This is a genomic window from Enterobacter cloacae complex sp. IR5441 (genome assembly GCF_049238215.1).
GTDB classification, from domain to species: Bacteria; Pseudomonadota; Gammaproteobacteria; order Enterobacterales; family Enterobacteriaceae; genus Enterobacter; species Enterobacter hormaechei_C.
The window spans coordinates 28753-42090 of record NZ_JBMKIA010000002.1 but is presented as its reverse complement, the minus strand read 5'-3'; the positions used below and the strand labels follow the sequence as shown (position 1 = coordinate 42090).

General features: G+C 56.3%; 12 protein-coding genes. 7 read left to right on the top strand and 5 right to left on the bottom strand.

The genetic code is table 11. The annotated features are described in order from the left end of the window. Positions 1-26: 26 nt before the first annotated feature. Positions 27-722: a CidB/LrgB family autolysis modulator gene (locus tag ACOTX5_RS02965; protein WP_015572322.1), complete on the bottom strand. Its 696-nt coding sequence runs from the start codon at positions 720-722 to the stop codon at positions 27-29. After that, entirely contained in the window at positions 719-1114 is a 396-nt protein-coding gene (locus tag ACOTX5_RS02960; RefSeq protein ID WP_063438812.1) for a CidA/LrgA family protein, read from the bottom strand. Before ACOTX5_RS02960 ends, ACOTX5_RS02965 begins: the two co-directional genes overlap by 4 nt. A 168-nt stretch (positions 1115-1282) precedes the next feature. Between ACOTX5_RS02960 and dusC the strand changes: the two genes are divergently transcribed. The 3 genes from dusC (at position 1283) to ACOTX5_RS02945 (ending at position 4783) form a co-directional block, all read left to right on the top strand. Further along, positions 1283-2218, top strand: coding sequence for a tRNA dihydrouridine(16) synthase DusC (gene dusC / locus ACOTX5_RS02955; protein ID WP_015572323.1), 936 nt, complete (start codon positions 1283-1285; stop codon positions 2216-2218). Positions 2219-2549: 331 nt separating this feature from the next. Further along, positions 2550-3968, top strand: coding sequence for a multidrug resistance outer membrane protein MdtQ (gene mdtQ, locus ACOTX5_RS02950; protein ID WP_045910727.1), 1419 nt, complete (start codon positions 2550-2552; stop codon positions 3966-3968). A gap of 50 nt (positions 3969-4018) precedes the next feature. After that, complete coding sequence (locus ACOTX5_RS02945; RefSeq protein ID WP_023295053.1) at positions 4019-4783, top strand: SDR family oxidoreductase; 765 nt, start codon at positions 4019-4021, stop codon at positions 4781-4783. Positions 4784-4860: 77 nt separating this feature from the next. Here the strand turns inward: ACOTX5_RS02945 and ACOTX5_RS02940 are convergent, their stop codons facing one another. Then, positions 4861-5433 (bottom strand): DedA family protein, encoded by a 573-nt coding sequence (locus ACOTX5_RS02940; protein ID WP_015572327.1) that lies wholly within the window; start codon positions 5431-5433, stop codon positions 4861-4863. Positions 5434-5590: 157 nt separating this feature from the next. On the opposite strand from ACOTX5_RS02940, the gene ACOTX5_RS02935 reads away from it, so the two are divergent. Together ACOTX5_RS02935 and pbpG are read left to right on the top strand one after the other, a co-directional pair. After that, on the top strand, positions 5591-6178 hold the full coding sequence (locus ACOTX5_RS02935; RefSeq protein ID WP_003859296.1) for a Yip1 family protein: 588 nt from the start codon (positions 5591-5593) through the stop codon (positions 6176-6178). A 167-nt stretch (positions 6179-6345) separates the two neighbouring features. Next, positions 6346-7269 carry a D-alanyl-D-alanine endopeptidase gene (pbpG, locus tag ACOTX5_RS02930; protein WP_015572329.1) on the top strand — a complete coding sequence of 308 codons (924 nt, stop codon included), beginning with the start codon at positions 6346-6348 and terminating at the stop codon, positions 7267-7269. Positions 7270-7374: 105 nt separating this feature from the next. On the opposite strand, the gene ACOTX5_RS02925 is transcribed toward pbpG, so the two are convergent. Together ACOTX5_RS02925 and dld are read right to left on the bottom strand one after the other, a co-directional pair. Then, positions 7375-7929, bottom strand: coding sequence for a GNAT family N-acetyltransferase (locus tag ACOTX5_RS02925; RefSeq protein WP_045910728.1), 555 nt, complete (start codon positions 7927-7929; stop codon positions 7375-7377). A gap of 102 nt (positions 7930-8031) precedes the next feature. Then, positions 8032-9789: a D-lactate dehydrogenase gene (gene dld, locus ACOTX5_RS02920; RefSeq protein WP_015572331.1), complete on the bottom strand. Its 1758-nt coding sequence runs from the start codon at positions 9787-9789 to the stop codon at positions 8032-8034. Between the two features lie 189 nt (positions 9790-9978). On the opposite strand from dld, the gene bglX reads away from it, so the two are divergent. Together bglX and osmF are read left to right on the top strand one after the other, a co-directional pair. Next, positions 9979-12276, top strand: a complete 2298-nt coding sequence (bglX, locus tag ACOTX5_RS02915; protein WP_023304110.1) for a beta-glucosidase BglX — start codon at positions 9979-9981, stop codon at positions 12274-12276. A gap of 136 nt (positions 12277-12412) precedes the next feature. Next, on the top strand, positions 12413-13330 hold the full coding sequence (gene osmF / locus ACOTX5_RS02910; RefSeq protein ID WP_003859284.1) for a glycine betaine ABC transporter substrate-binding protein OsmF: 918 nt from the start codon (positions 12413-12415) through the stop codon (positions 13328-13330). Positions 13331-13338: the final 8 nt, after the last annotated feature.

Here is a 13338-nt window from a genome sequence, read left to right as displayed (position 1 = left end):
GAAATTTGCGCGACGCATCGCAAATTTTAGCCCATGACTGCCAGAATAATCGGGAAGATAAACGGCGCGACCAGGGAAGTGATAATCCCGCAGATCACCAGCGCCAGCGAGCTGAATGCCCCTTCCTGATAATCCAGTTCCGCGCAGCGTGCGGTGCCCAGCGCGTGCGAGGCGGTACCCATCGCCAGACCGCGTGCCGCTTTGGTCCGAATTTTCATGATATTCAGCAGCGTATGACCAAACACCGCGCCCAGGATACCGACAAAAATCACGCACACGGCGCTGATGGCCGGAATGCCCCCGATGCTGCCGCCCACGGCCATGGCAATCGGCGTGGTGACGGATTTAGGCAGGATAGAGGCGGCGATCTGCGGCGACGCGCCCATCAATAAGGCCACCGAGGTGCCGGTGATCATCGCAACAAGGCTACCCACAAAGCAGATGGTAATGATGGATTTCCAGCGCGCGCGGATCTGATGCAGTTGCTCATATAAAGGAAACGCCAGCGCCACCACGGCAGGCTGCAACAAATCGTTGAGGATCTTGCTCCCGGCGAAGTAACGTTCATAAGGAATGCCGGTGAGCAGCAGAAAAGGAATAATCACCACCATGGCGACCAGCAGCGGGTTCAGCAACGGCATTTTGAAACGCACCGCAAGCTTACGCGCAGCAAAGAACACCACCAGGGTTAACGGCAGGGACCACCAGATATTCGCCATCATTTTTTTGTTTTCTCCCCGACGACCTTGCGTTCGCCATGCACAATGTGTGAACTCCAGCTGACGACCAGGAATACCACCAGCGTACTGATGGCGCAGGAGACCATAATCGGGCCGAACTGCGCTTTAAGCACATCGTAATACTGCATCACCCCAACGCCGATAGGCACAAAAAGCAGGGCCATATAGCGAATGAGAACGAAGCACCCCGGATTAACCCATTTCGCGGGCAGCACCTGTAATGCCAGTAGCACAAACAGGATCAGCATGCCGATAATGCTGCCGGGTATCGTAATCGGCAGCAGCGAAGCGATAAAAATGCCGGCGTACAGGCAGGCATAAATGAGGACGAAGGCGCGAAGGTATTGCCAGATAGTATTCAGTGATTTGCTCATGGTGAAAGTCCTTGCTGCGACGTATTCATCATACAATTAAACCTGAAAATGTGCCACGGATCACATCATGAATTTTGGGCATACCAGACATTCCGCAATGGAACGCCGGGCTTTCAACATACATAGAGAGCAGCTACTATAGCGCGTCTTTTTTCACAGGTACTCAGAATGCGTGTTTTACTGGCCCCGATGGAAGGAGTGCTCGACTCTCTCGTGCGCGAGCTGCTTACCGAGGTGAACGATTACGATCTCTGCGTGACGGAGTTTCTGCGCGTGGTCGATATGTTGCTGCCAGAAAAATCATTTTATCGTCTCTGCCCGGAACTGCATCGTCAGAGCCGTACCCCGTCCGGTACGCTGGTGCGTGTCCAGCTGCTCGGCCAGTATCCTGAGTGGCTGGCTGAAAACGCCGCCCGCGCGGTAGCGCTTGGTTCGTACGGCGTCGATCTTAACTGCGGCTGTCCGTCAAAGCTGGTCAACGGCAGCGGCGGGGGGGCGACGCTACTTAAAGATCCGGAGCTGATTTATCGCGGCGCAAAGGCCATGCGTGAGGCGGTGCCATCGCACCTGCCGGTGACGGTCAAAGTGCGTCTGGGATGGGACAGCGACGACAAGCAGTTTGAAATTGCTGACGCGGTGCAGCAGGCGGGCGCCACCGAGCTGGTGGTGCACGGGCGAACCAAAGAGGATGGTTATAAAGCCGAGCGCATTAACTGGCAGGCGATTGGCGAGATCCGCAAACGGCTTACGATCCCGGTGATTGCCAACGGCGAAATCTGGGATTACGAGAGCGCGCAGGCCTGCCTCAAAGAGACCGGCTGTAATGCCGTGATGATTGGCCGCGGTGCGCTGAACGTGCCGAACCTCAGCCGGGTGGTGAAATATAATGAGCCGCGGATGCCGTGGGCGGATGTGGTGAAACTACTGCAAAAATACACGCGGCTGGAAAAGCAAGGCGATACCGGCTTGTATCACGTCGCGCGCATTAAGCAGTGGCTGAGTTATTTGCGTAAAGAGTACGACGACGCGCTGGGATTATTTCAGGAGATCCGTACGCTACAGACGTCTGCGGATATTGCCCGGGTGATCCAGTCAAAATCCTGAGCGAAGTGTGAAGAGCTTGCCCGGCGCGGAGCCGGGCAGCAGAATCAGAAAATCATCTTGAATACGCCGGTTACCACCAGCAGCCCTATCAGAAATATAATCAAAATAACCCACAATAATATTTTCATTCGCCTCTCCTGCGTATGTCTGTCGAAGTAAGTGTAGCAGCCAATTCATAATTAGCATGAATACATGAAATTAAATCATTGTCTTGGGGAATAAATTTCCGGATATGAAAATGTATAACAATATGCGGATTGCCACGCGTTACTAAAAAACGGAACGTCAGTAAGCGTAAGTTGCGCCTTTATTTTTTTGAGTTCATGGCGTAATGAAACGTTCTCTTACTTTATCTCTGAGTGCTCCTCTTGTTTTTATGCTGGCCGCCTGCGCGCCGGAACATGCCACGGTGTCTCCAGTAAAAACGCAAGCCGCCGCCGCAGCTGTAAATACCCAACTGCGTCATGCCGACTGGCCAAAAAGCGAATGGTGGAAAGACTTTAACGACCCCCAGCTCAACGCGCTGATCGACAAAGCGCTGGCGGATGCGCCGGATATGCAAATTGCCCGTCAGCGTATTACCCTGGCGGAAGCACAGGCGAAAGCCGCTGTCGCTGCTGAGGGTCCACAGCTGGATTTTTCCGCAGATGTTGAACGGCAAAAAATGTCGGCAGAGGGGCTGATGGGGCCATTTGCGCTGACCGACCCGGCGGCGGGGACAACCGGCCCCTGGTACACCAACGGCACCTTTGGTCTGACGGCGGGTTGGGATCTGGATTTATGGGGTAAAAACCGCGCCCAAATTGAGGCCCGCATCGGTCAGGTGAATGCGCAAAAAGCGGAGCTGGAGCAGACCCGCCAGCTGCTCGCCAGCAGCGTCGCGCGGCTGTACTGGGACTGGCAGACCGAGGCCGCGGTGGGTGACGTACTCGCGCAAATCAAACGGGAGCAGGAAAATATCATCGGTGCCGATCGCGAGCTTTATCAGCACGGCATTACCTCCTCGGTGGAAGGCGTTGAAACGGATATTAATGCCAGCAAAATCGATGAACAGCTCGCTGACGTGCATGGCAAAATGAAGGTCATTGAGGCGCGTCTGAATGCGTTGACCCATACCCCTTCAGTCACGCTCGCCCGGCATGCCTTACCTGACGCAGAGGCGTCGCTGCCATCAACGCTCGGTTATGAACTGCTGGCTCGGCGCCCGGATTTGCAGGAGGCGCACTGGTATATCGAAGCATCCATGAGCGAAGTGGATGCCGCCAGAGCCGCGTTCTACCCTGACATCAATTTGATGGCATTCTTGCAGCAGGATGCATTGCACCTGAGTGACCTGTTCCGCTCATCTGCGCAGCAAATGGGCGTAACCGCCGGGCTGACGCTGCCAATTTTTGACAGCGGTCGGTTGAATGCGAACCTGGATATCGCCCAGGCGCAAAACAACCTCTCCGTGGCGAACTACAACAAGGCCGTGGTAGATGCCGTAAACCAGGTTGCCCGGACGGCCAGCGAAGTGGAAACGCTGACCGCCAAAAATCAGCACCAGCAGCAGATCGAAAAAGATGCGGCGCGCGTCGTTGCGCTGGCACAGGCGCGTTTCAGCGCCGGGATCATTGCCGGCTCCCGAGTGAGTGAAGCAAAAATTCCGGCGCTCAAAGAGCGTATTACCGGGTTCATGCTGAAAGGTCAGTACGTGGATGCCACGCTCCAGCTCACCTCCGCGCTGGGTGGCGGATATCATCACGGCTAACATTGCGCATTATCTATACTTACCTCTTTGCAGATTATCAGGAGGTGAGTATGACGCGAGTCGCAATTGTTACCGCATCGGATTCAGGAATTGGCAAAACGACGGCCCTGATGCTGGCCGAACGCGGGTTTGATGTCGGAGTAACCTGGCATTCAGATGAGAAAGGGGCGCTGGCAACCTGCCGTGAAATTGAAGCGCGCGGGCAGCGTGCCGAGGCCATTCATCTCGACTTAAGCAATTTGCCGGAAGGCGCAAAGGCCATTGAAACCCTGATTACGCGTTTCGGGCGGCTGGATGTGCTGGTTAACAATGCCGGGGCGATGAATAAAGCGCCATTTCTGGACCTGTCGTTTGACGACTGGCGGCACATATTCACCGTTGACGTGGACGGCGCGTTTCTCTGCTCGCAAATCGCGGCGCGTCAGATGGTGAAGCAGGGGGAAGGGGGGCGGATCGTGAATATCACCTCGGTGCATGAACATACGCCATTGCCGGACGCCAGCGCCTATACGGCGGCCAAACATGCGCTGGGCGGGTTAACAAAGTCGATGGCGCTGGAGTTGGTTAAACATAAGATTCTGGTGAACGCCGTTGCGCCCGGAGCGATCGCCACGCCGATGAATGATATGGACGACAGCGAAGTGAAAGAAGGCGCAATGCCGGAAATCCCGCTGGCACGGCCAGGGCATACCAAAGAAATTGCCAGCCTGGTGGCGTGGCTGTGTGACAGCGACGCCAGCTACACCACCGGGCAGTCGTTTATCGTCGACGGCGGTTTTATGCTGGCGAATCCGCAGTTTAAGCCTGCGGAATAAGCATTCCCCTCACCCCCAAGGGGAGAGGGTGTATAGCGTTTGGGGAGAGGGGTAGGGTGAGGGGCAGCAGGCCGAACTCACTCTTCATCCCGCCGCTTTTCGCGATGCTTGAGCCACAGCCGTACCACAATCACCACTGCAACAACCAGGATCAACCAGGCCCAGTGTTTAAGATGCTGATCGAGATTATGCAGCCACGGACCTATTACTTCGCCACCCACGTAGCCAAGCGTGGTGAAAATCAGCGCCCAGGCAATCGCCCCGAGAATGTTCAGCGGCAGGAAGATTTTCGGCGGTAAGCGGCTCGCGCCAATCAGTATTGGCCCGATGATGCGAAAGCCGTACATAAAGCGGGTACCAATCACAAACAGCCAGGGACGTCGCTGGATAAGCCGCTGAGCACGGCGAATTTTCTTTTGATGCTTAGCAAAACGTTGCAAAAGCGTTGGGCCAAAGCGCAGCCCCAGAAAGTAGAGCAGCTGATCGCCAATCATACCGCCCAACGCGACGGCGGCGACCACCAGCGAGAATTTCAGCAATCCCTGATGTGCGGCCACCCCGCCCAGCAGCGTGATGGTTTCGCCTTCCGCGACGCTGCCGATCACCAGCGCGGCGTATCCATATTGTTCAATAAGACCGTTGATATCCATTACGTAAACGTCATCTCCCTTACTGTGCCTGCGTTAATCATATACCCCATCCATCAACCGCGCGGCAATCAACGGAAATTTCCCACTGTACATAAAATAATCTAAAGCCTGCATTATACTTAAGCTATCGCTGACGGGCCGACAACAAGGGGGCGTTATGAACCATGTCTGGGGACTTTTCTCCCATCCCGATCGTGAAATGCAGGTGATCCGTAACGAGAACGAAACGGTCGCGCATCACTATACCCACCATGTCCTGCTGATGGCAGCGGTGCCGGTGGTCTGCGCGTTTATTGGTACTACGCAGATAGGCTGGAACTTTGGTGACGGCACCGTGGTTCAGCTTTCCTGGTTTACCGGACTGTACCTGGCCATTCTGTTTTATGGCCTGATGCTGGCCGGGGTGGCTGTGATGGGGCGGGTCATCCACTGGATGGCGCGCAACTATCCGCAGCGCCCGTCGCTGGCACACTGTATGGTCTTCGCCGGATACGTCGCGACCCCGCTGTTTTTGAGCGGTATTGTCGCGCTCTATCCACTGGTCTGGCTGTGCGCGCTGATCGGTACGGTTGCCCTCTTTTACACCGGTTATCTGCTGTATGTAGGGGTGCCAACCTTCCTCAATATCAATAAAGAAGAGGGCCTGAGCTTCTCCAGCTCTACGCTTGCCATCGGCGTACTGGTCCTTGAGGCGCTACTGGCCCTGACAGTTATTCTTTGGGGTTATGGATACCGTCTCTTTTAAGTTCCCTGCATTGCTGGCGTAAATGCCAGCAATGCAGCATCTGGTTATGATTCTCCGCTGGCGACAACGCACGGTGATCGCTATGATGCCGAAGCCAGCCTGTGTTTATCCGTTGACACAGGCGGTGTACGTCATAACGTGCGTGAATCATTATCAGAAGTCTCATCATGCTGAAATTTCGAGTGTCACTCCTTAGTCTTGCGCTGCTGCTGGGCGTCTCCGCTACCGCGCCAGCCATCGCCAAAACGACCGCAGTCGCCACCGCTGCTGCGCAACCCCAGATTGCGTCCGGCAGCGCGATGATCGTTGACCTGAATACCAACAAGGTGATCTACGCCAGTCATCCGGATCTGGTGCGCCCGATCGCTTCCATAACCAAAGTCATGACCGCGATGGTGGTGCTTGATGCACGACTGCCGCTGGACGAAAAGCTGAAGGTGGATATCAGCCACACGCCAGAGATGAAAGGGATCTACTCTCGCGTGCGTCTGAACAGTGAAATCAGCCGTAAAAATATGCTGCTGCTGGCGCTGATGTCCTCTGAGAACCGCGCGGCGGCGAGCCTTGCCCACCATTATCCTGGTGGTTACGACGCGTTTATCCGCGCGATGAACGCCAAAGCCAAAGCGCTGGGGATGAAAAATACCCATTTCGTGGAGCCAACCGGTCTGTCGATTCATAACGTCTCGACGGCGCGTGATTTAACAAAGCTGCTGATCGCCAGTAAGCAATACCCGCTGATCGGTCAGCTCAGCACCACGCGTGAGGAGATGGCGACATTCTCGAACCCGGCGTATACGCTGCCGTTCCGCAACACTAACCATCTGGTGTATCGCGATAACTGGAATATTCAGTTAACCAAGACCGGATTCACCAATGCGGCAGGGCACTGCCTGGTGATGCGCACCGTATTTAACGGTAAGCCAGTGGCGCTGGTGGTGATGGATGCCTTTGGTAAATATACCCACTTCGCGGATGCCAGCCGCCTGCGCACCTGGATTGAAACCGGGAAAGTGCAGCCGGTGCCGGCTTCAGCGCTGGCGTATAAAAAGCAGAAAGCGGAACAGATGGCGACGGCGCAGAACGACTGAGCCGCCTGTCTGTGCCGGGTGGCGGCTTCGCCTTACCCGGCCTACGGCCCTAAAGCGGCCCCGATACGTAGGCCCGGTAAGCGAAGCGCCACCGGGCTAAAGCGCCTACTCCGGCAGCGTCCAGTCACCATCGTTGAGTGGACGCTGCATGATCAACGTATCCCGCCAGTCCCCCTTCTTATACCCCACGCTGCGCAGTTGACCGACAACCTCGAAGCCATGTTTTTTATGCAGCCGTAACGATCCCGCATTATTGTTTCCGTCACCAACCACGGCAATCATCTGCCGCCAGGGTCCTTGTTCACAACGGGCGATCAGTGCCTGGAGTAAGGCCGAGCCAAACCCGCGCCCGGTAGTGCTGGCATCCACATAGATGGATTCCTCAAGGGTGTACCGGTAGGCCTGGCGTGGACGATAAAACGTGGCGTAGCAGTAGCCGACAACAATGCCGCGATACAGCGCAACCAGCCACGTTAAACCGCTGTCGGTCACGCTCTTCATCCGCTGACGCATCTCATCGACGGTGGGAGGAACTTCCTCGAAGGACGCACGGCCATGAAGCACATGCCAGGCGTATATCGCCGAGATGGCATGCGCATCGTCAGGAAGGGCGTCGCGCACCTCGATTTCAGTTTCGGGGAAAATTTCTACAGCCGACATGTTCTGCCCGCTCCTTGTTTGGAAAGCCAGAGAAACGTTTCTCTGGCAACAGGCAGATACTCTAGTACGTTTGAGGAGGGCTTAACAATCTCTTAAATTTGGCTATAAGAGTTCATCAGAGGCTTGCGTATTGTGTTCCTCTGTTTCGGCACTCTCTTTCCAGTATTTCTTCCGCGTTGTCTTACCAATGCCCGGGTTCATACTGTTTGTAGGGTCATTTTTGCGATAAAACTGTTTAAGCGTCTCCGGCGCTTTGTACAGGTGTCCTACGTTGTGCTCGGCAGGATATTGCGCGCCACGCTCGTGCAGCAGCGCCAGCATCTGTTCTTTCAGCGCGTGTGCATCAACCCCTTTTTTGACGATGTAATCCTGATGGAAGACATAGCACATAAAGTGGCCGTAATAGAGCTTATGCACCAGCTTGCTGTCGATCTCCGGCGGCAGATGTTCAAACCACTCGGTATCGTTGCGACGCAGGGCGATATCCAGCGCCAGAATATCCTCCACCTCTTCGGAATGCACCGCCTGATAACGGATGGCAGCACCCGCCGCGGCGAAGCGGTGCAGGAAGGCTTTGCTGCCTTCTTCCGGCGTACAGGCAAAGAAATCCCCGTCGGCGGTTTTGAAGAATTCGGTGAGCCAGCTCTGCGCTTCGGCAATTCCGTCCCCGGCCATTTTCAGCAGCAGATGGTGCTCATACTTGTCGCGCCAGGTCTTCATCCGCTCCGGTAAATGCGCCGGGAAGACGTTACCCAGCTTCTGCATAAAGCGGTCGGTGAAGTGCGGTTTGAACAACGATACTTTCTCCAGCATCGCGTCGGTGCGGCCCTTCATAGTGAAGAAGAACGGCATTTTGTCGGTGCCGAGCTTGTCGATCATCAGGAAGGTATCTTTGCCGTAGCGCTCGGCGATGTCGTAAATGTCCCGGTGCATATACTCGCCCGCCACCGGCAGGTGAGTGAACTCGGCCAGAATATGACGACGGATCTCCGTCAGCACCTCCGGCTGATTGGTGCCGATGTAAAACACCTGCTGCTTTTTCTCTGCCGGGAAGGTATCGAGGCGCACCGCAAAAACGGCCAGCTTGCCCGCGCAGCCGGAGGATTCAAACAGGCGATCCGGATCGGCGTTATAGCGCGCCGGCGTATCGGCATTGATATCGCGCACGCGGGTGATGTAATCGTGGTCATGCGCGTGACGGCCATCGTGCTGAACGTCTTCGTCCTTTACGCGGTCATCGTCGAGTTTGCTGAGGATCTGCTCTGGCGTTACGCCCAGATCGATCCCCAGATGGTTAACCAGCGTCAGCTTGCCGTTTTCATCGATACGGGCGAACAGCGACATTTCCGTGTAAGCCGGGCCGCGCTGCACCAGCGAGCCGCCGGAGTTATTGCAGATCCCGCCGATCACCGAGGCGCCAATGCACGATGAGCCGATCACCGAGTGCGGTTCGCGTCCCAGCGGTTTAAGCGCTTTTTCCAGCGAGTAAAGCGTGGTGCCGGGGAAGGCGAGCACCTGTTCGCCCTTGTCCAGCAGGTGCAGTTTGTCGAGGCGCAGGGTGCTGATAATCACGATGTCACGATCGTAATCGTTGCCGTTCGGCGTGGAACCTTCGGTCAGGCCGGTATTCGCAGCCTGCATTAAAATAATCTTGTCTGCCGCAACGCAGGCGCTGAGCACGCGCCACAATTCGAGCAACGTACCGGGGAAGACTACCGCCAGCGCGTCGCCCTGGCCGGAGCGAAAGCCCTTCCGATAGCGGGCGGTTTTGGCCGGGTCGGTAAGCAGGTGAGAGTGACCAACCAGGCGAGACAGTTCGTTAATAAATGTAGTGTTATCGTCAGTTCGAACAGAAGACATCTTCCACTCCTTGTGGTGGGGCAAATTTCTCGCTGTAAAGCATAGCGCGATTAGCCGTTGAGCGGTCGGGTATTCATGAGAAAAATCAGAGAATAACCCTGCAAGGTTTTCAGGCTTTATGGCACACTGCGCTTTTCGCACGGTCTGGCCGGGTGCTTCCCGCGGTTATTGATGAGAGAGAATAACAACATGAAATGGCTATGTTCTGTAGGTGTCGCCGTCAGCCTGGCGCTGCAACCTGCGCTGGCAGAGGATTTGTTTGGTAATCACCCGCTCACGCCCGAAGCCCGCGACGCCTTTGTCACGGATTTACTCAAAAAGATGACGGTCGATGAGAAAATCGGCCAGCTGCGCCTGATCAGCGTCGGTCCGGATAACCCGAAAGAAGCCATTCGCGAGATGATCAAAGACGGGCAGGTAGGGGCCATTTTTAACACCGTTACCCGCCAGGATATCCGCAAGATGCAGGATCAGGTGATGGAGCTGAGCCGCCTGAAAATTCCACTGTTCTTCGCTTATGACGTGGTGCACGGCCAGCGTACCGTCTTCCCGATTAGCCTCGGCTTAGCCTCCTCTTTTAATCTTGATGCGGTGAAAACCGTCGGGCGCGTTTCGGCATATGAAGCCGCAGACGACGGCCTGAATATGACCTGGGCGCCGATGGTTGACGTCTCCCGCGATCCGCGCTGGGGCCGCGCTTCGGAGGGCTTCGGTGAAGACACGTATTTAACCGCCACGATGGGCAAAACCATGGTGGAAGCGATGCAGGGCAAAAGCCCGGCAGATCGTTACTCGGTCATGACCAGCGTCAAGCACTTCGCCGCCTATGGCGCGGTGGAGGGCGGTAAAGAGTACAACACCGTCGACATGAGCCCACAGCGCCTGTTTAACGACTACATGCCGCCATACAAGGCAGGGCTGGACGCGGGGAGCGGCGCGGTGATGGTAGCGCTGAACTCTCTCAACGGCACGCCTGCCACCTCCGATTCGTGGCTGCTGAAAGACGTGTTGCGCGACCAGTGGGGCTTTAAGGGCATTACCGTCTCTGACCACGGCGCGATTAAAGAGCTGATTAAACACGGCACGGCGTCCGATCCGGAAGACGCGGTACGCGTGGCGCTCAAGTCCGGCATCAACATGAGCATGAGCGACGAGTACTACAGCAAATACCTGCCGGGGCTGGTGAAGAGCGGCAAAGTGACGATGGCAGAGCTGGACGACGCCGCTCGCCACGTGCTGAACGTGAAATATGACATGGGGCTGTTTAACGATCCTTACAGCCATCTGGGGCCGAAGGATTCAGACCCGGCGGACACTAACGCCGAAAGCCGTCTGCACCGTAAGGAAGCCCGGGAAGTAGCGCGCGAAAGCCTGGTGCTGCTGAAAAACCGTCTCGACACGCTGCCGCTGAAAAAATCCGGCACCATTGCCGTGGTTGGTCCGCTGGCCGACAGCAAGCGCGACGTCATGGGCAGCTGGTCCGCCGCAGGCGTGGCGGATCAGTCCGTTACCGTGCTGACCGGCATTAAGAGCGCCGTGGGTGATAATGCAAAAGTGGTTTACGCCAAAGGCGCGAACGTCACCAACGATAAAGACATCGTGACCTTCCTCAACCAGTACGAGGAAGCGGTGAAGGTGGATCCGCGCACGCCGAAAGAGATGATCGACGAAGCGGTTAACGCCGCGAAGCAGTCCGACGTGGTGGTCGCGGTGGTGGGTGAAGCGCAGGGGATGGCGCACGAAGCCTCCAGCCGTACCGACATTACCATCCCGCAAAGCCAGCGCGATCTGATCGCGGCCCTGAAAGCCACCGGCAAGCCGCTGGTGCTGGTGCTGATGAACGGGCGTCCGCTGGCGCTGGTGAAAGAAGATCAGCAGGCTGACGCCATTCTGGAAACCTGGTTCGCCGGTACCGAAGGCGGTAATGCCATTGCCGACGTGCTGTTTGGCGATTACAACCCGTCCGGCAAGCTGCCGATGTCCTTCCCGCGCTCCGTCGGGCAGATCCCGGTTTACTACAGCCACCTGAACACCGGTCGCCCGTACAACGCCGACAAGCCGAACAAGTACACGTCCCGTTACTTCGACGAAGCTAACGGCCCGCTCTATCCGTTTGGCTATGGCCTGAGCTACACCACCTTCAAGGTGTCTGACGTCAAAATGTCGGCGCCGACCCTGAAGCGTGACGGCAAAGTGACCGCCAGCGTGGAGGTGACCAACAGCGGCAAACGCGAAGGCGCGACGGTGATCCAGATGTACGTTCAGGACGTCACGGCCTCCATGAGCCGTCCGGTGAAACAGCTGCGCGGCTTCGAGAAGGTCAACCTGAAACCGGGCGAAACCAGAACGGTCAGCTTCCCGATTGACGTGAATGCGCTGAAGTTCTGGAATCAGCAGATGAAATACGATGCCGAGCCTGGCAAATTCAACGTCTTCATCGGCGTGGATTCCGCCCGCGTGAACAAAGCCGAATTCGAACTGCAATAATCTTACCTTCCTCCCCATCCCCCGTCTGGCGGGGGATGCCTCTCATCTTGTACGAAAAACGGTTAAATTCGCTGTTTTAAGCTACGCTTTTCTCTCAAGCCTATGAAAAAGGCCACAAAATAATGAGGAAAGCAGAATGACGATGATTAAGGGGATAACAGGATCGGCGGTGCTTCTGGCGGCGCTGAGCCTGCCGCTACAGGCCGCAGAGCCAGTTAAGGTGGGTTCCAAAATTGATACCGAGGGTGCGTTGCTCGGCAATATCATTTTGCAGGTACTCGAAAGCCACGGCGTGAAAACGGTCAATAAAGTACAGCTTGGCACCACGCCTGTGGTGCGCGGTGCCATTACGTCCGGCGAGCTGGATATCTACCCGGAATACACCGGCAACGGGGCCTTCTTCTTTAAGGATGAAAACGATCCGGCCTGGAAAAATGCCAAAGCCGGGTACGAAAAAGTCAAAAAGCTGGACGCGGAAAAAAATAAGCTGGTCTGGCTGACCCCGGCACCGGCCAACAACACCTGGACCATCGCGGTGCGCAAAGATATCGCCGAGAAAGGCAAGCTCACCTCGCTTGACGATCTCAGCCGCTACCTGAAAGAGAAGGGCGAGTTTAAGCTCGCGGCCTCGGCAGAGTTTATCGAGCGCGCTGACGCCCTGCCAGCGTTTGAAAAAGCCTATGATTTCAAGCTCGATCAGGCACAACTGCTCTCTCTGGCGGGCGGCGACACGGCGGTGACCATTAAGGCGGCGGCGCAGCAAACCTCCGGCGTCAACGCGGCGATGGCCTACGGCACCGACGGCCCGGTCGCTGCGCTTGGCCTGCAAACCCTGACCGACCCGAAAGGCGTTCAGCCCATTTACGCCCCAACCCCGGTCGTGCGCGAGGCGGTGCTGAAAGCCTACCCGGATATTGCGGAATGGCTCAAACCGGTGTTTGAAAAACTGGATGCGAAAACGCTGCAACAGCTGAATGCCAGCATTGCCGTTGAGGGGCTGGATGCCAAAAAAGTGGCTGCCGATTTCCTGAAACAACAAGGGCTTGTGAAGTAACGGGACAA